At 63.9% G+C, this 17,002-nt stretch carries 13 protein-coding genes; 5 read left to right on the top strand and 8 right to left on the bottom strand.

Features of this window, described 5'->3' with window-relative positions; translation table 11 throughout:
• Positions 1–71: 71 nt before the first annotated feature.
• From ACTIEZ_RS03640 to ACTIEZ_RS03630, 3 genes are all read right to left on the bottom strand, one after another.
• Positions 72–3,452, bottom strand: coding sequence for a PAS domain-containing protein (locus ACTIEZ_RS03640; protein ID WP_439545285.1), 3,381 nt, complete (start codon positions 3,450–3,452; stop codon positions 72–74).
• Between the two features lie 190 nt (positions 3,453–3,642).
• Complete coding sequence (locus ACTIEZ_RS03635; protein ID WP_439545284.1) at positions 3,643–4,371, bottom strand: SDR family NAD(P)-dependent oxidoreductase; 729 nt, start codon at positions 4,369–4,371, stop codon at positions 3,643–3,645.
• Complete coding sequence (locus ACTIEZ_RS03630) at positions 4,368–5,093, bottom strand: SDR family NAD(P)-dependent oxidoreductase (RefSeq protein ID WP_439545283.1); 726 nt, start codon at positions 5,091–5,093, stop codon at positions 4,368–4,370. Before ACTIEZ_RS03630 ends, ACTIEZ_RS03635 begins: the two co-directional genes overlap by 4 nt.
• Before the next feature lie 39 nt (positions 5,094–5,132).
• Between ACTIEZ_RS03630 and ACTIEZ_RS03625 the strand changes: the two genes are divergently transcribed.
• A complete protein-coding gene (locus tag ACTIEZ_RS03625) occupies positions 5,133–6,086 on the top strand; it encodes an SDR family NAD(P)-dependent oxidoreductase (RefSeq protein ID WP_439545282.1) in 954 nt (317 codons plus the stop codon).
• Positions 6,087–6,134: 48 nt separating this feature from the next.
• On the opposite strand, the gene ACTIEZ_RS03620 is transcribed toward ACTIEZ_RS03625, so the two are convergent.
• A complete protein-coding gene (locus ACTIEZ_RS03620) occupies positions 6,135–7,247 on the bottom strand; it encodes an acyltransferase family protein (protein WP_439545281.1) in 1,113 nt (370 codons plus the stop codon).
• A 98-nt stretch (positions 7,248–7,345) separates the two neighbouring features.
• Between ACTIEZ_RS03620 and ACTIEZ_RS03615 the strand changes: the two genes are divergently transcribed.
• From ACTIEZ_RS03615 to ACTIEZ_RS03605, 3 genes are all read left to right on the top strand, one after another.
• On the top strand, positions 7,346–8,524 hold the full coding sequence (locus tag ACTIEZ_RS03615; protein WP_439545280.1) for a vWA domain-containing protein: 1,179 nt from the start codon (positions 7,346–7,348) through the stop codon (positions 8,522–8,524).
• A 70-nt stretch (positions 8,525–8,594) separates the two neighbouring features.
• Positions 8,595–10,355, top strand: a complete 1,761-nt coding sequence (locus ACTIEZ_RS03610) for a putative bifunctional diguanylate cyclase/phosphodiesterase (protein ID WP_439545279.1) — start codon at positions 8,595–8,597, stop codon at positions 10,353–10,355.
• Positions 10,352–10,765 carry a BLUF domain-containing protein gene (locus ACTIEZ_RS03605; RefSeq protein ID WP_439545278.1) on the top strand — a complete coding sequence of 138 codons (414 nt, stop codon included), beginning with the start codon at positions 10,352–10,354 and terminating at the stop codon, positions 10,763–10,765. The genes ACTIEZ_RS03610 and ACTIEZ_RS03605 overlap by 4 nt, the downstream gene beginning before the upstream one ends.
• A gap of 14 nt (positions 10,766–10,779) precedes the next feature.
• Here the strand turns inward: ACTIEZ_RS03605 and ACTIEZ_RS03600 are convergent, their stop codons facing one another.
• The 3 genes from ACTIEZ_RS03600 to glpK form a co-directional block, all read right to left on the bottom strand.
• Positions 10,780–12,918, bottom strand: a complete 2,139-nt coding sequence (locus ACTIEZ_RS03600; protein WP_439545277.1) for a PQQ-dependent dehydrogenase, methanol/ethanol family — start codon at positions 12,916–12,918, stop codon at positions 10,780–10,782.
• A gap of 75 nt (positions 12,919–12,993) precedes the next feature.
• The gene (locus ACTIEZ_RS03595) at positions 12,994–13,173 is read right to left on the bottom strand and encodes a hypothetical protein (protein ID WP_439545276.1); all 180 of its coding nucleotides are present in this window, start codon (positions 13,171–13,173) and stop codon (positions 12,994–12,996) included.
• On the bottom strand, positions 13,173–14,639 hold the full coding sequence (gene glpK, locus ACTIEZ_RS03590) for a glycerol kinase GlpK (protein WP_439545275.1): 1,467 nt from the start codon (positions 14,637–14,639) through the stop codon (positions 13,173–13,175). The genes ACTIEZ_RS03595 and glpK overlap by 1 nt, the downstream gene beginning before the upstream one ends.
• 48 nt (positions 14,640–14,687) lie before the next feature.
• On the opposite strand from glpK, the gene glpD reads away from it, so the two are divergent.
• Positions 14,688–16,205 (top strand): glycerol-3-phosphate dehydrogenase, encoded by a 1,518-nt coding sequence (gene glpD, locus ACTIEZ_RS03585; protein ID WP_439545274.1) that lies wholly within the window; start codon positions 14,688–14,690, stop codon positions 16,203–16,205.
• Here the strand turns inward: glpD and ACTIEZ_RS03580 are convergent.
• Complete coding sequence (locus tag ACTIEZ_RS03580; protein ID WP_439545369.1) at positions 16,202–16,927, bottom strand: alternative oxidase; 726 nt, start codon at positions 16,925–16,927, stop codon at positions 16,202–16,204. The genes glpD and ACTIEZ_RS03580 overlap by 4 nt on opposite strands.
• Positions 16,928–17,002: the final 75 nt, after the last annotated feature.

Here is a 17,002-nt window from a genome sequence, read left to right as displayed (position 1 = left end):
ATACCTACGTGTTTCGTGTCGCGGCGGCGAAAATAACCTGCCAACGCCATCCTGCAGCCTTCTGGCCATCGTCACCGATCAAGGACCTTGCGCAATTTGCTGGCCAGTTGATCGCGGCGGTAAGGTTTGCTGAGCAGTTCAATCGGCGGGTCGAGCCGCCCGCTGTGGGCAAAGGCATTTTCGGTATAGCCCGAGGTAAACAGCAGCTTCAGATCCGGCTGCCGGCTGCGCGCGATCTGCGCCAGTTCCTGCCCGTTCATGCCGCCGGGCATCATCACATCGGTAAACAGCAGATCAATGCCAGGGACAGTATCGAGCAGTTCCAGCGCCCTGATGCCCGAGGACGCCATTTCCACCCGATAGCCCAGGGCCTTTAGTTGCCCGACCAGATATTCGCGCACCAGCGCATTATCTTCGACGACCAGGATCAGTTCATTTCCGCCAACCATCTGCCGGGCCAGCATCTGGCCACGCCCGCTGCGATCCACCAACCGGCTGCGCGGGAAATATATTTTCACCACCGTGCCTTCGCCCAGTTCGGAATAGACGCGGACATGGCCACCGGATTGCTTGACGAAGCCATAGACCATGCTGAGGCCGAGACCGGAGCCCTTGCCGACATCCTTGGTGGTAAAAAACGGTTCGAAGATGTGCGGCAGCGCGTCGGCGGCGATGCCTTCGCCGGTGTCGGTCACGCTGACGCGCACATAATCGCCGGGCGGCAAATCCTCTTCCGGCAGAGCATGTTCTTCGTCCACGGCCACATTGGCCGTCTCAATCGTCAGATAGCCGCCGCCGGGCATCGCATCGCGGGCATTCAGCGCCAGATTAAGCAGCGCAGCCTCAAGCTGGGACGGATCAAGCGCGGTCTGCCAGACATTGCGGGGGTGGGAGATCCGGATATCGATATGTTCGGCCAGTGCGCGGCGCAGCAGCTCCTCCATCCCGTCGACCTGCTTGCTGATATCCAGCAGGCGCGGCTGCAGCGGCTGCTTGCGCGAAAAGGCCAGCAGTCGCTTGGTCAGTGCCGCGCCGCGCTCGGCGGCACTGGCGGTCATTTCGGCAAGCCGGCGCGCTTCTTTATCTTCCAGCCGTTCACTCAACGCCTCGGCATTGCCCAGGATGACGGTCAGCAGATTGTTGAAATCATGCGCGACCCCGCCGGTCAGTTGGCCGACGGCTTCGAGTTTCTGCGCCTGGTTGAGCCGGGCTTCGGTTTCGCGCTGCTTGGTGACATCGATCATGCTGCCGATCATCCGCACCGCCTTGCCGGCGATATCGCGAATGATGAAGGCCCGATCGATCACGGTCATGATGTGACCGTCTGCATGGCAATAACGATATTCGCCAACCCATGTCGTGTCGGAACCGGCCAACGCCGCATAAACGCGCCTGACAATTTCTTCCTTATCTTCGATATGGATATGGTCGCTCCAGGAATCCGCGCCGGGCGAAAGCTGCGCCGGATCATAGCCGAACAGCGATTCAAAATTCTCGTTCCACCAGTGCGTGTCAGACTCGAGATCCCAGTCCCACACGACATCGTTGGTGGCGCGCGCCACCAGGCGGAACCGTTCATCACTGCGGCGCAGGGCTTCTTCGGCATGCTTGCGGTCGGTGATGTCGCGCTCGATGCCGACCCAGTGAGTCAATTGCCCGGCCTCATCGACCACGGGCACCATGTCCACTTCCTGCCAGAACTCTTTCCCGGCCTTGGTATAATGGATCATTTCGGCGTTGACCGCTTCGCCACGCTGCATGGCAGCGCGCAGATCTTCGATCACGTCCGGCTGGGTATTGGGGCCGTACATCATGTCCGGCGTACGGCCGATCACCTCTTCACGGCTGTAGCCGGTGCGGCGGACAAAGGCGTTGTTTACGTAAACAATCGGACGACCGTAGGTGCCGGACACCGGATGGCCCTCCAGGATGATCAGCATATTGTCCTGCTGCGATACGGCGGCTTCCAGCAGGCGCAGATGTTCGGCGCGGGCATGTTCGGCGGTGATGTCGCGGAAATAAATGGCCAAACCTTCCGACGTCGGGTGTACATCGACTTCGAGTTGCAGATCGAGCGGTGCAAAATGCGCCTGAAAGCGCACCGAACGGCCGGTTTCGACCGCCAGCTCGTAATTCTGTTGGAACACGCTTCCGGCTGCGGTCGGGAAGGCTTCCCAGACGTTGCGCCCGATCAGATCGGCACTGCTGCTCTGCAACAATGCTTCGGCTCGCCGGTTGAGAAAAGCAAAGCACCAATCATGATCGATAATCAGGAAACTGTCGTTGATCGATTCCAGCGTGTGCTGCAGGCGCCGGGCCAGCTTGTCCGACTCGTCGCGCATCGCCACAAGTTCGGTGATATCCTGAAACGCACCTTGACCACCGATCACCGCGCCATCGGCGTCGCTTTCGGCTTCGCCGATGACCCGTACCCACAGATGGCGGCCTTTGGCCGTGACGATCTGCGCCACTTCATCGAAGGACATGCCTTCCATCGAACAGCGTTCGACCGCTGCCCGGATGCGCCCGCGATCAGCCGGCGCATAATATTCGAGCGCCGCATCAAGCTCGAGCTGTTTCCCTTCGGGTTCATCGTGCATGGCGCAGGTTTCCGGGCTCCATTCGATCTGCAGCGGGCGAAAGCCCAGCCGCCACCAGCCCAACCGTGCCACTTTCTTGGCGATACGCTGCATGCGGTCGGCCCGGTCAACCTCGGCGCGAACGCGCACGTCGCGGGTGATGTCCTGCACGATGCCCGACAGCCAGCCATCATCGCCGGCAACCTTGCGTTCGGCGATACCGCGCATGTGGCGGATGTTGCCGTCCGGCAGGATGATGCGATGGGTGAAATCGAACCGCGTTTCGTCGGAGGCCATGAAATTTTCGAACAGGCGCGAGGTCTCGGCCCGGTCGGCTGGATGAGTCAATTTCAGCAATGTGCTGAGATCGGCGTCGAACGTGCCGGGCGAGCTGCCGATGATACGGTAGATATTGTCGCTCCAGCGCAAACGGCCGGTGGCCACCTCCATCCGCCAGAAACCGATGGCCATGAGTTGCTGAACCAGATCCAGATTGGCCGCTTGTTCGCGCAGCCGCTGCTGATCCATCGCATCGGTTTCGGTCAGCGCGCCATTATTACCGAGAATGCCCAGCACAGCGGGGCGATCATCATGCTGTGTCAAGTGCCACTGCATCGCCACCGGCCGCGACCATAATTCACCCATGCGCAAACGCAGCAAGCCGGTGTGGTGGGTGTCGACAGCCAGGACAGACAGCGTATCGCGGAGACATGGCACGTGATCAGGCGCAACCAGGTCGTGCAGCGTTAGGCACCGCAGATCGTCTGCCGGGCGGACAAGCGCCGTGGCCATCGCCGGGCTGGCGTGGAGGATGGCCAAGCTGGTCGGATCGATGATCCACAACGGAACCACGTCGCCGGCTGCAAGAAACATGTGCAATCCCGGACCGGCAGCAAGGTCCATGACGACTTCCGATCGCAACAATAATCAGACCTGAAGCCTTTAACGCCGTGCGACACTTTATACAAGAATTGCGATTTGGCCGTTCAGGACGCCGCGACCGCTCCAGCCTTGCATTGGCCGGGTCGATCAGAACAGCAAGACAGGCACCAGTAGATGAGCCTCAACGCAGCATCAGGCCGCCGTCAATGGCCAGGCTCTGCCCGGTGATATAGCTCGCTGCCGGGCTGGCGAGGAACAGGATGGCTGCTGCGACTTCGGCCGGATCGCCCCAGCGTTGCATGGGGATTGCCCGTAACAACTTCTTCTCGCGCTCCGGATTCGTCCGTGCGCCTTCGGTCATCCGTGTCTCGATGAAGCCCGGTGCCACCAGATTGACCCGAACGCCATCGGGCGCCCATTTGTCGCCCAGCGCCCGCGTCAGGCCGAGCAGACCAGCCTTTGACGCAGTATAGGCCGGCGTTTCCTTCAGCGCCAGGAAGCTGGCGAGGCTGCCGACATTGACGATGCTGCCGCGCACCGCCTTCAGATAGGGGTGCAACCGCACCGAAAGGTCCATCGCCGCATTCAGATTGGTATCGATCACATGCTCGAACTCTTCCTGCTCATATTCGCGTGGGGACCCGCGGCCGGCATTGTTGATCAGCACATCGAGATGATCGAAATGCGCCGCCACATCGGCGCGCGCTTCGGGCCAGGTCAGGTCGGCCTGAATATAATCAACGCCGGTGGGCGGTTCTTCATAGCAGCCAAGGTGAATACGCGTGCCGGTGATCGTCACATGGGCACCTTGCGCCAGAAACTGCTCGGCCACGGCCTTGCCGATGCCTTGCGTGCCGCCGGTGACCAGCACCGTCTTGCCGGTCGCCCAATCGTTGTTGCGCTCATTCATGCGCTCAAGCCTCCATCGATCACCAGTGACGTGCCGGTGACGTAACGCGCCGCATCCGACGCCAGAAACAGGATCGGCCTGGCGATATCGTCAGGCTCACCGATCCGGCCCAATGGCACCTGGCGTTCGGTCGCCGCCAGCCGGTCGGGATGTTGCCATGTGATGGCGGTCATCTTGGACCGTACCAGCCCCGGCGCCACCAGATTGACGCGGATCCCTTCCCCGCCCAACGCCTGCGCCAGGCTGCGGGTGAGCGTGAGCAGACCACCCTTGCTGGCGGAATAAGCCGGCTGCCCGATGGTACCCCTGAAACTGGCGACCGAGCCGATGAAGATGATATTGCCTTTGGCCGCCGCCAGGTGCGGACGGAATTTCATCGCAAGCTGCATCGGCCCGGTCAGGTTGGTGGCCAGTACATCAGCGAAGATGTCGGGCTGGAATTCGGCCCGGCGATAGGCAACCTTGGCGCCGGCGATTACCAGCACATCCAGGCTGTCGATGTCGGGATCGAACGCCGCCACCGCCGCCATGTCGCCCTGATCGAGGCAGTGATATTCGATGCCATCCAGATCACCGTCGCTGCCAGCATAATCCGCTGCCGTGGCCCGCGTGCCGGTCACGATCACGCGTGCGCCGGCGGCCAGAAACAGGCGCGCGGCGGCATTGCCGATCCCGGTCGATCCCCCTGTCACAAGCACGGTCTTGCCGGCAAACTCGCTCACGCGCACGTTTCCCTCGTCATTACAGCAAGGATTTCAACCATGGCGCTTCTTTCAGGCAAGGTCGCGATTGTGACAGGCGGCGGGCGCGGGCTGGGGCGATGCCATGCCTTGGCGCTGGCTGCCCATGGTGCTTCGGTGGTGGTGAATGATCTGGGCGGCGCAGTGACCGGTGACGGCCCTGATCAAAACGCGGGGGACGCTGCTGGCGCGGTCGTTGCGGAAATCGTCGCCATGGGCGGCAATGCGGTGGCCAATCGCGCCAGTGTCGCCGATTGGGCTGGCGCCGAATCGATCATAAACGATGCTGTGGCAGCGTTCGGCGGCCTCGACATCGTGGTGAACAATGCCGGCATCAATCGCCCGGCCAGCCTGATCGACCTGACCGAAGCGGATTTTGATCTGGAAACCGGCGTGCATCTGAAGGGCACCACGGCGGTGTGCCATCATGCGGCACGGCTATGGGCTGCCCAGGGCCGTGCAGAAGGCCGCGCCATCATCAACACGACATCGCCGGTGGGCGTGCACCCGATGCCCAACGGTGGCCCCTATTGCGCGGCCAAGGCCGGCATCGCGGCGCTGACCGTGGTGGCTGCGCAGGAACTTGCCGCTTTGGGCGTGCGCGCCAACGCCATCGCTCCGGCCGCACGCACCCGGATGGTGATGGCCAGCCCGGCAGTGGACCAGTTGATGCCGCGTGCAGCAGGATTTGATCGCCACCTGCCCGATCACGTCTCACCGCTGGTCGTCTATCTCGCCTCGCCGCTCAACCGTTTCACGGGCCGCATCTTCGCCGCCGAAGGCCCGGATGTGGCGCTGTATCAGCCGTGGAGCGCCGACTGGCTGGTCAGCGGCGACGGCCAGTGGCGGGTCGAGGCGCTGGCCGAAGCCCTGGCCGCCCTGCCCGCCCAGGCCCCGATCCGCGCATTCTATCCGGGCGGCCGCATCGATACGCGCATCCCGCCGGGTCGCACGTTGAAGGCGCTGACCACGTGAAACCGATCATGTCGCCGCCTTTGCCGCACGGCGGATGTTGTTCACCGGCTAAGCGGCGGCAACAGCAGCGCGGCGGGTCTGCCGCTTGCGTGCGGCAAGCACCGGACTTTCGATGGCATGCCACGAGGCGGCCGCCAGCAAGGTGACCGGCAGGAAACCGACCAGCAACAACTGCCACCATTCCCCCAACAGCAGGAAATGCTGGAGCGTCTGCAGCACGGGGAAGTGCCAGAGATAGACGCCATAGCTGTAATCACCGCCCCTATAGACACGCGGCACCGGCAGTCGCTGCAGGCCGGCCCACGCCACCAGATAGGCCGACGGCGCAATCAACATCAGGCTTTTCAACGGATCGCTGCTCGATACCCGGCCATCAAGCAGCAGGGCGGCGGCCAGCAACATGCCGCCGCACAGCGCTGCGACGCCGCCGTGCCACGGGATGCGGCGGCGATAGAGCCAGATGGTGGCGCCGCCGAGGAAATAGGGAAACAACATGCCGCCGGTGCCAAAAATCTGGCGCAAAACGGCGGCAATGGGCGCCGGCAACCCGCTCGACCAAAGCGTGACAGGGCCCAGGATGCATGGCACCGCCGCCCAGACCAGCGCCAGCGCCGGCACCGCCCACGGCCGCCGCGCGATGCCGAACCCCACCATGATCGCCATCATCATGTAGCAGCCGATTTCCCAGCGCACCGTCCATAATGATCCATTGACGGCGCCGGGATAGGGATTGGCGTCGAACACGCCGGGCAGCACATAATTGGGCCAGCCGGCGAGGTTGGTGAGGTGCCGCCAGAACCGGCCGTCGCTGAAATAATCGCCGATCGGCAGCGTCGTGGTCAGCGGGCCGGCGACCAACGTTGCGAACCCGACGACGGCAAACAACGCCGGCAGGATGCGCGCGGCCCTGTTGAGCAGATAGGGTGTTGCGGGCAGCCGCAGTGCCGAGGCGGTGACCAGAAAGCCCGACAAGGTGAAGAACATCGGCACCATCAGGTCGAACGGCAACCACAAGGGGCTGGCCTGCCAGGCCAGGAGATCGCCGCCGGCAAGCGAGATCGTGTGCCAGACCATCACTTCATAGCAGAGCAGCAGCCGCACCAGATCGAACCCGGGGCCAAAGCCGCCGACATCATCAAGCCTGTCCTGGAATGTCTGCACCGGCCCGCCTGTCCGCTCTGCGCGGGGGTATAGCCGGGCACTTCGCCCTGTCAACAAAACGCACTGGCAGGCGGCGGGCGGCGTGTTAGTCTTGGCCCATGTTCCTGACCTTTCTCGAAGAGCTGCGCGCAGCAAAGATCAAGGCTTCCATGAAGGAGCACCTGGTGCTGCTGGAGGCGTTGAAAAGCGACGCCATCGATCTGTCGATCACCGATTTCTATTATCTGGCGCGCGCGACCTATGTGAAGGACGAAGGCCTGCTCGACCGGTTCGACATGGTGTTTGCCAAGGTGTTCAAGGGCATCGAACCGAGCATCGAGACCGGCGAGACCGAGATTCCGGCCGAATGGCTGAAGGCAGTCGCCGAATTGAACCTGTCAGCCGAGGAACTCGCCGAGCTCGAGAAAATGGGCTGGGACAAGTTGATGGAAACGCTGCAAAAGCGGCTGGAGGAACAGAAAAAGCGCCACGAAGGCGGGAACAAGTGGATCGGCACCGCCGGCAAATCGCCGTTTGGGGCGCAAGGGTCCAACCCGGAAGGCGTGCGCATCGGCCAGAATGAAGGCCGCAAGAACAGCGCCGTCAAGGTGTGGGACAAGCGCGAGTTCAAGAATCTCGATTCCACCGTCGAGCTTGGCACCCGCAACATCAAGGTGGCGCTGCGCCGCCTGCGCCGCTTCGCCCGCGAAGGCGCCGCCGACGAGCTCGATCTGGATGCCACCATCAACGGCACTGCCAAGCAGGGCTGGCTCGATATCGTGATGCGGCCGGAACGCCACAATGCGGTGAAGTTGCTGCTGATGCTCGACATCGGCGGATCGATGGACCCCCATATCAAGCTGTGCGAGGAACTGTTCTCAGCCGCCAAATCCGAATTCAAGCATCTGGAATTCTTCTATTTCCACAATTGCCCCTATGAGGCGGTGTGGAAGGACAACAAGCGGCGCTGGTCCGAACGCACGCCGATGATGGAGATCCTCCACAAATTCCCGCATGATTACAAACTGGTGTTCGTGGGCGATGCCTCGATGAGCCCCTATGAGATCACCTATGCCGGCGGCAGCACCGAACATTGGAACGAGGAACCCGGCGAGGCCTGGCTGCGGCGGATGACCGATGTCTATCAATCATCGGTATGGCTGAACCCGATTCCGGAACGGCATTGGGAGAATGGCCAGTCGATCCGCATGATCAAGGAAATCATGCACGATCGGATGTTCCCGCTGACACTCGATGGCCTGGATCGCGGCATGCGGGAGTTGAGCCGGAAGAAATAGCATTTGGCTAAACATCCGCCCTTCCCGGCCGCTTCATGCCTTTGATGGGCAAGGCCGGGAACGTGCAACCATGGATTTATCGCAGCGCTTCGATCTGGCAACGTCGACGGAAATCGACTGGTTCGGGCTGGCGGCCGGGCGGCTGGAGTCACCGGAAACCATGCGGCGGATCGCACGATCCTTTCAATTGGCGCAAGAGGTTGGCCGCATCGGTTGCTATGAAATCGACACGCGTACCGGCATCACTTACGCCACGCCGACCTTCTTCGATCAATATGGCCTGCCCCGCGACAAGCTGCGGCTGAGCAGTGAGGAATGGCGCCGCCATGTCCACCCCGCTGATTGGCACATGGTGCGCAACCATCTGCACGATGTGCTGACGTCCATCGATCTGGGCGCCATCGAATATCGCATCATCACCACCGGCGGCGAAACGCGCTGGGTTTCATCCCGCACCCGCGTGGAACGCGATGCCAATGGCCAGCCGACCATGGCCTATGGCATGCAGCAGGATGTGACCGATCGGCGCTGTGTCGAGGATGAAGTTCGCTGGATCGCCAACCACGATCCGCTCACCGGCCTCGCCAATCGCACACTGTTTCAGCAGCATCTCGAAGCTGCCTGCCAGAGTGCTGGCGCCGTGCTGCTGCTGGTCGATCTCGATCGCTTCAAGACGGTGAATGACACGCTGGGCCATCCCACGGGTGATGCGCTGCTGCGTGCTGTCGCCGGACGCCTGCGCAAGGCAGCGCCGCCCGGCGCCACCGTGGCGCGGCTGGGCGGCGATGAATTCGCCCTGCTGATCCCCTGTCTCACTGGCGATGTCGAGCCACTGGCCGGCCAGTTGGTCGATCTGCTCAGCCGGCCGTTTCTGCTGCTTGGCCATGTCGTGGAGGTGGGCGCCAGCATCGGGATGGCGGTGGCGCCGGCCGATGCGCAGGATGCCGACATGCTGGTGCGCGCTGCCGATCTGGCGCTTTATGGGGCGAAGGCCGGTGGGCGCGGTGGCTGGCGCCGCTTCGAGCCCGGCATGGACAGTGCCGCGCGCAGCCGGCAGGAGTTGCTGGTCGATCTGCGCCGCGCGCTCGCGCTGGGTGCGCTGCGCCTGCATTATCAGCCGCAACTGGCGGCCAGCGGCAACGATGTGGTCGGCTTTGAAGCGTTGGTGCGCTGGGAACGCCCCGGCCATGGCCTGGTGCCACCCAATGATTTCATCCCGCTGGCCGAGGAAACCGGCCTGATCAACGCCATCGGTGATTGGGTGCTGCACTGCGCAACCCGCGAAGCCATGCGCTGGCCGGGTGACATGCGGGTGGCGGTGAATCTGTCGCCGCGCCAGCTCGAGGACGGTGATCGCATCGTCACCAGCGTCATGCGGGCCCTGGCCGAAAGCGGCTTGCCGGCCTGGCGGCTGGAGCTGGAAGTCACCGAGACCGGCCTGGCCGCCGCTGGCGAAGGTGGTTTGCAGCAGCTCCACCGGTTGCGCGAACTGGGCGTGCGGGTGTCGATCGATGATTTCGGCACCGGGCACAGCAGCCTGTCGCGCCTGCTGGAATTCCCGTTCGACAGCATCAAGGTCGATCGCAGCTTTGTCGCCGGACTGGGCCATGATGAAAAGGCCGGTGCGCTGGTGCGATCGATTGCGGCGCTGGCCCGGTCGCTGAACGTGACATCGGTGGCCGAAGGCGTCGAGACCCGGGAACAGGCGATGCTGGCCCGGCACGACGGCTTCAGCCAGATCCAGGGCTATCTGATCAGCCGGCCAATGCCGCCGGGCGACATTGCCGGCTTTCTGGCTGGCGCGGCCATTGCAGGAGGCGTGGATCAATGACCGACAATTATCGCCTGGTCTACACCAGCCGCCGCACCGCGCGCGAACCGGCGATTGCCGCAGCCGAAGTGACCGACATTGTGGCTGTCGCGAGCCGCAACAACGAGCTGCAGGGACTCAGAGGCGCGCTGATGGCGTCCGGCAACCGCTTCGCCCAGGTGCTGGAAGGTCCGCGCGCTGCGATCGAGCGCACGTTCGAACGCATCTGCGTTGATCCGCGCCACCGCGATGTGCTGGTGATGAACTATGGCCCGTCAGACACCCCGGCCTTTTCCAGCTTTCGCCTGGTCAGCATCGATGTGGACGATATCGCCCTGCCCACCGACGACAGCATCGGCGAAGCGATCATCGAAATGGCCAGCGCAGCCATCGGAAGGCTGCACCATGTCGACCAGGCCGGTGCCCGCTGACGCGGTTCCCGGGTCTATTTTCCCGCAGTTGCCGCGTCCTGTTCGGCCAACTTGCGCGATTGAGCGCCGACATAGGCACGCACTGATTCCAGTTGCTCCGGCTTGTACCAGCGTGAGAAGGCGATCATGCCGTTGGCGTGCAGCGCGCCTTCATGCACGATCGTCCGCCACGCTTCGCCATCGGTGAGCACCGCTGAGCGCCGCAGATCGGGCAGGATACCCGAAGACCGCGCGCCAGCGCCGTGGCACAGGCCACAGGTCGATTCATAGATGCGCTCACCCTCGCTCACCTGCGCCGCCGTGAACAGGCCGGCCGGCGGCGGATTGGCAGCCGCAAACACCGGTTGCGTGGCGGCGGGCAGCTTCGCCTTGCCGCCCAGCTTGAACACCAGCACGCGGCCATTGTTGGCTGTGCGCGGATCGTCGAAGGCGCTGGTGAGCGGATAGGCGCCGCCATAGCCGGCCATCACCGCCACATATTGCTCACCCTTCACCGTGTAGCTGACCGGGCCGGCGATGACGCCGGTCTGCGCATCGAAGCTCCAGAGTTTCTCGCCATCGGTGGCCTTGAACGCCTGGAAGCTGCCGCCGCCATTGCCCTGGAACACCAGATTGCCGGCCGTGGCCAATGTGCCGCCATTCCACGGGCCATCATAGGTCACTTCCCATGCCGGCTTATGCGCCACCGGGTCCCAGGCGATCAGCTTGCCCTTCAGCATGGCCTTCACGGCCTTGAAGGCCTTGGGATCATCCGGCACCGGATTGGCCAGCAGATCGATGCCGACATTCCAGGCGCCCTCGCGGCGCTCGAAGCCCTTGTCGGACTGGTAGAACAACGGCACTTCCTGCGCCGGCAGATAGACCAGCCCGGTGCGCGGCGAGAAGCTCATCGGGTGCCAATTGTGGGCGCCCAGCGCCGAGGGCATCACCAGAAAGCCCTTGTCCTTGTACCGCGCGTCGGCGACCTCGATCGGGCGACCGGTATTCATGTCAACGCCGGTGGCCCAGGTCTGGGTGGCGAAACCCTTGGCTGAAATCAGCTTCCCGCCCTCGCGGTCGATCACATAGAAGAAGCCGTTTTTCGGTGCCTGCATCAGCACCTTGCGTGGCTTGCCTTCGATCATCAGCGTGGAAAGGATGATCGGCTGGGTTTGCGTGAAATCCCAGGTTTCGCCCGGTGTGCCTTGATAATGCCAGAGATATTCGCCGGTATCCGGCTTCAGCGCGACCACCGAGGACAGGAAGAGATTGTCGCCCTTCCCATCGGACCGGATCTGGTGGTTCCAGGGCGAACCATTGCCGACGCCGATATAAAGCTGATCCAGTTCCTGATCATAGACAATGGCATCCCAGGCGGTGCCGCCGCCGCCGCCCTTCCAATATTCGCCGGCCCATGTCGGCGCCGCCTTGCCGGCCAGCACGCTGTCGGACACTTCGCCATCAGGGCCTTTGCCGGGATCGCCGGGCACGGTGAAGAAGCGCCATTTCTTCTTGCCGGTGGCCGCATCATAGGCGGTCACATAGCCGCGCACGCCCAGTTCGGCGCCGCCATTGCCGATGATCACCAGCCCCTTCACCACGCGCGGCGCGCCGGTGATGGTGTAGGGCTTGGTGGTGTCGGTGAAGGTCTGGCTGGACCATTTCACCTTGCCGGTATTTGCATCCAGCGCGATCAGCCGGCCATCAAGCGCGGCGACATAGACCATGCCGTTCCACACCGCGACCCCGCGGTTGACGACATCGCAGCACGCCGCCTGGCCGCGCGATTTGTGCACTTCCGGGTCAAAGCGCCACTTCACCTTGCCGGTGGCAGCATCCAGCGCCATCACCTTGGACCAGGCGGTGGTGGTGTACATCGTGCCATCCACGACGATCGGAGTCGCTTCCTGCCCGCGCGACGTGTCGAGATCGACATACCAGGCCAGCCCGAGTTGATCGACGTTGCCGGCGTTGACCTCGCCAAGATCGGCGAAGCGCTGCTCGGCATAGCTGCCGCCGTGGGTCAGCCAATTGCCCGGTTCACTGCGCGCATTCATGATGCGCTGCGCATCGACCCCGCGGGCGCCGGTCCCCGGCCCACCGGCCCCCGCCAGCCCGCCAACCAGCATCGATCCCGCCAGCAGCAGTGCTGCGGCCTTGCTTGCCCGTGTCATGATCATCTCCCCAGATTTTTCATCAGACTATGGCAGGTGGGGCGACATGCAAGCCATAGATTGTCACAGGCAAGTCTAGCCCGGCAGTGGCAGACTGTTGATCCAGGCGTTGAAGGCGACAACGACGCCGGCGACCATCATCAAAATGGCCTTGGTCCGGTTGCCGCTGGGCTGAGTGAGCAGCCAGAAGCCGCCGGCGACCAACGCGAGTGCCGCGACCAGAGTCAGGCCGGTGAGCGGCGTGATCGCGCCCATCAGGCCAGCACCCGCGCGATGGCCGTCTGCCACTGCGTACGCCGTTGCGTGCGGGTGGCGGCATCGGTGGCAGGGTGGAAGCGGCGGTCGGCATTGGCCATCGCGGCCGCGGCAGCAGGCAGATCGGCGAACAGGCCCACACCAACGCCGGCCAGCATCGCCGCGCCCATCGCGGTGGTTTCGATCACCCGCGGCCGTTCGACGACCACGCCCAGGCTGTCGGCCAGATCCTGGCACAGCCAATTGTTGGCAACCATGCCGCCATCGACCCGCAGCACGGCCGCCGCCACGCCATCGGCCGCGAGCGCATCGACCAGATCGGCCGTCTGCTGGCCCTGGGCCTCCAGCGCGGCCCGCACGACATGGGCGCGCGTGGTGCCGCCCGAAAGCCCGCAGATCAGCCCGCGTGCGTCCGGCGCCCAGTGCGGCGCCCCAAGCCCGGCCAGCGCCGGCACGAAGCTGACTCCGCCATTGTCGGGCACGGATTGGGCCAGTTCTTCGGATTCCGCGCTGCTGGCGATGATGCCCAGCCCGTCACGCAGCCACTGGATCGCCGATCCGGCCACGAAGATCGCGCCTTCCAGCGCATAGGCACAGCGACCGTTCAGCCGCCACGCCACGGTGGACAGCAGGCGGTTGTGCGACACCGGCGCGACGGCACCAGCATGGGCGAGCAGGAAGCAGCCGGTACCATAGGTTGCCTTCAACATGCCCGGCGTCAGGCAGCCCTGGCCAATGGCGGCGGCCTGCTGATCGCCGGCAGCACCAGTGATCGGGATGGCGCGACCGGCGATGCTGGTGGTGGCCAATGCGCCGGCGCAATCGACAATGCTGGGCAGCGCGGCTGCCGGCACGCCGAACAACGCCAGCAGACCAGCGTCCCATTCGCTGGTGGCCAGGTTCATCAACATGGTTCGGCTGGCGTTGGTGGCATCGGTCACATGCGTGGTGCCGCCGGACAGATGCCAGATCAGCCAGGATTCGACCGTGCCGACCGCCAGCCGGCCGTCACGCGCCGCTGCGCCGACCATTGGCCAATTGGCAATCGCCCAGCGTATCTTGGTCGCCGTGAAATAGGGATCGAGCAGCAGGCCGGTCTTGGCCTGCACCATCGGCTCGTGCGCCTTCAGCGTGGCGCAGATTGCGGCCGTGCGCCGATCCTGCCAGACAATCGCACGGGCCAGCGGCTCACCCGTCGTTCGGTCCCAGAACACCACGGTCTCGCGCTGGTTGGTCATGCCGATGGCGGCGATATGATCGACCCCAACCTGCGCTGCAACCTCATCCAGGCATGCCCGCGAACAGGCCAATATCTCGCCGGCGTCATGTTCGACCCAGCCGCTGGCTGGATAATGCTGCGTGATCGGCCGTGCGGCACTGGCGACAATATCGCCGGTCAGACTGAACGCGATGGCGCGGGTGGAGGTGGTGCCGGCGTCAAGCACCAGCAGCAGGGGAGCGGTCATGTCGCCTTTTCTATGGCGTCAAAGCCCGATAGGGAAGCGGTGATGACCATGCACGACACGCTCTTCGACCTTGCCATCATCGGCGCCGGCATCAATGGCGCCGGTATTGCGCGTGATGCGGCTGGGCGTGGCCTCAGCGTCGCCATCATCGATGCCAACGATATCGGCGGCGCCACATCATCGGCCTCCACCAAGCTGATCCACGGCGGGCTGCGTTATCTGGAATATTATGCCTTCGGTCTGGTGCGCAAAGCCTTGGCCGAACGCGAGGTGCTGCTCGACATCGCGCCGCACATTACCTGGCCGCAGGCGTTCGTGCTGCCGCATGCGGCCGGGATGCGGCCGGAATGGCTGCTGCGCCTCGGAACCCTGCTCTACGACAATCTCGCCCGCCGCGAGGTGGTGCCAGGATCGCAGCGTATCGATCTGCGCAGCGAACGCGCCGGCCGCGCACTCAGCCCGGACTATCGCAGCGCCTTCCGCTATTGGGATGGCTGGGTCGATGATGCCCGGCTGGTGGTCGACAATCTGAAGGATGCCGCTGCCCGCGGTGCCAGCGTGCTGCCGCGCACGCCGGTGCAGCGCGCCGAGCGCATCGACGGCTTGTGGCGGCTCAGCCTGAGTGACGGCCGCGCCATCACCGCGCGCCGGCTGATCAACGCCGCCGGGCCATGGGCCGAAGATGTGGCGCGCCGGGTGATGGGCGTGAACGACGCGCCGCCGTTGCGGCTGGTGCAGGGCAGCCATATCGTGACGCGGCGCGTGCATATGGGCCGTGATGCGTTCATGCTGCAACAGCCTGACGGCCGCATCATCTTCGTCATCCCCTATGAACGCGACTATTCGCTGATCGGCACCACCGAAGCCGATATCGCGCGCACTGAAGACGCCGCAGTGTCGGATGCCGAGGTCAATTATCTGCTCGGTGCGGCCAACCGTTATCTGGCGCGCCCGCTTACGCCGGACGACGTCATGCACAAGTTCGTCGGCGTGCGCCCGCTGGTGCTGGAAAGCGGCAAGGCGCAAAAGGAAACCACCCGCGATTATCGGCTGGTCGAACATCCCGGCCTTGATGCGATGACCATCGTCGGCGGGAAGATCACCACCTATCGCGTGCTCGCCGAAGATGTGCTGGCCCGCATTGCGCCGCGATCAAAGCGCTGGACCGCCGATGCCCCCCTGCCCGGCGGCGCCATCGAGCGGCGGCGCGGCGAGCATGGCCAGGCGGCGTTCAAGCGCTGGCTGGAGCAGTTGCAGGTCAGCCAGTCCGATTATGATCCCAATTTGATCAAGCGCCTGGCGATGACCATCGGCGCCCCGGCGGCCGATCTGCTGGCCCAGGGCCTGGGCCGCAATCTGGGCGGGGTGTTCGAGGCCGAGTTGGACTATTTCCGCCGCGCCGAATGGGCGAGCAGCAGCGCCGACGTGCTGTGGCGGCGCACCAAATTGGGCCTGCACCTTGATGCCGCCGCCCGCGCCGAAGTGGCGCGCTGGTTCGGCGAAGAGCGTGTTGATGAAGCTGACATTCCGGCCGGGCATCGTTTTGCCCGGCCGGGCGTGCTTTAGGCCGCCAGCCTGATGTCGCCGGCATGTTCCGGATACGGTGCAACCGGGCGATCCAGCTGCGGTTGGCCTGCCAACTGACTGGCAAAATTATGGTTCACATCGCGGTGATGGGCTTCATCGGCGCGGACGACCAGCACGACATCGCGCAGCGTCGCATCATCCGGCAGTTTCCAGTAATGGCGCGCGATGGCCGGCGCCGGCACGTTCGGCGTGCGACCTTCGTCGATTTCCTGCAGGTAGAAGCTGTAGCTCAGCACAGCCTCCTCCTCGAAATAGCCGACGACACGGTGTGCCGTACGCGCTGACACCAGATAGAGCAGGAAAAAGCCGATGTAGAACACGGCCTGCGCCAACTGGACCACCAACCGTTCGAACCAGGTCGGCTGCGCGACGGCGATGAAGGTCATCAGGTGCATGCGCTCGTTCTCGGCCTCCTCCATCAACGTGCGGATCCAGCCATGATCATCCTGCATGCGGCGCAGCGACGTTAGATGCTGGATGGTGGCGCCGACCATGCCGGGCACGGCTGCAACGGTTTCGAGCACGATGGCCCGGTGGCCATAACGTTTGGCAAAGAACGTATCGGCGAGAAACCGCAGGACCTTGGTGAAGCCCAGCGCGAAATGATCGGCAAAGCCCTGAGGTTCGCGATGCACGCGCGGCTGCGCGTCGCGTTCATTGGCAAGCGACTGATCGGAAGGTGACAGGATCTGGTTGACCATCATGAATCCACTTTGTTGGACACGCGGGAAGCGGTTCAACCGGCAGAGGCCGGAACAGCTCAGCAAGGTTACAGT

The sequence above is a fragment of the Sandarakinorhabdus sp. genome, assembly GCF_051860625.1.
GTDB lineage: Bacteria > Pseudomonadota > Alphaproteobacteria > Sphingomonadales > Sphingomonadaceae > Sandarakinorhabdus.
This window is presented reverse-complemented; position numbering and strand designations above follow the sequence as displayed.

Excerpts from the sequence above, each read along its gene's own strand:
- ACTIEZ_RS03640 (WP_439545285.1), bottom strand. The coding sequence starts at position 3,452 with ATGTTTCTTGCAGCCGGCGACGTGGTTCCGTTGTGGATCATCGATCCG.
- ACTIEZ_RS03635 (WP_439545284.1), bottom strand. The coding sequence starts at position 4,371 with ATGAATGAGCGCAACAACGATTGGGCGACCGGCAAGACGGTGCTGGTC.
- ACTIEZ_RS03625 (WP_439545282.1), top strand. The coding sequence starts at position 5,133 with ATGGCGCTTCTTTCAGGCAAGGTCGCGATTGTGACAGGCGGCGGGCGC.
- ACTIEZ_RS03615 (WP_439545280.1), top strand. The coding sequence starts at position 7,346 with ATGTTCCTGACCTTTCTCGAAGAGCTGCGCGCAGCAAAGATCAAGGCT.
- ACTIEZ_RS03610 (WP_439545279.1), top strand. The coding sequence starts at position 8,595 with ATGGATTTATCGCAGCGCTTCGATCTGGCAACGTCGACGGAAATCGAC.
- ACTIEZ_RS03605 (WP_439545278.1), top strand. The coding sequence starts at position 10,352 with ATGACCGACAATTATCGCCTGGTCTACACCAGCCGCCGCACCGCGCGC.
- ACTIEZ_RS03600 (WP_439545277.1), bottom strand. The coding sequence starts at position 12,918 with ATGACACGGGCAAGCAAGGCCGCAGCACTGCTGCTGGCGGGATCGATG.
- ACTIEZ_RS03595 (WP_439545276.1), bottom strand. The coding sequence starts at position 13,173 with ATGGGCGCGATCACGCCGCTCACCGGCCTGACTCTGGTCGCGGCACTC.
- glpK (WP_439545275.1), bottom strand. The coding sequence starts at position 14,639 with ATGACCGCTCCCCTGCTGCTGGTGCTTGACGCCGGCACCACCTCCACC.
- glpD (WP_439545274.1), top strand. The coding sequence starts at position 14,688 with ATGCACGACACGCTCTTCGACCTTGCCATCATCGGCGCCGGCATCAAT.
- ACTIEZ_RS03580 (WP_439545369.1), bottom strand. The coding sequence starts at position 16,927 with ATGGTCAACCAGATCCTGTCACCTTCCGATCAGTCGCTTGCCAATGAA.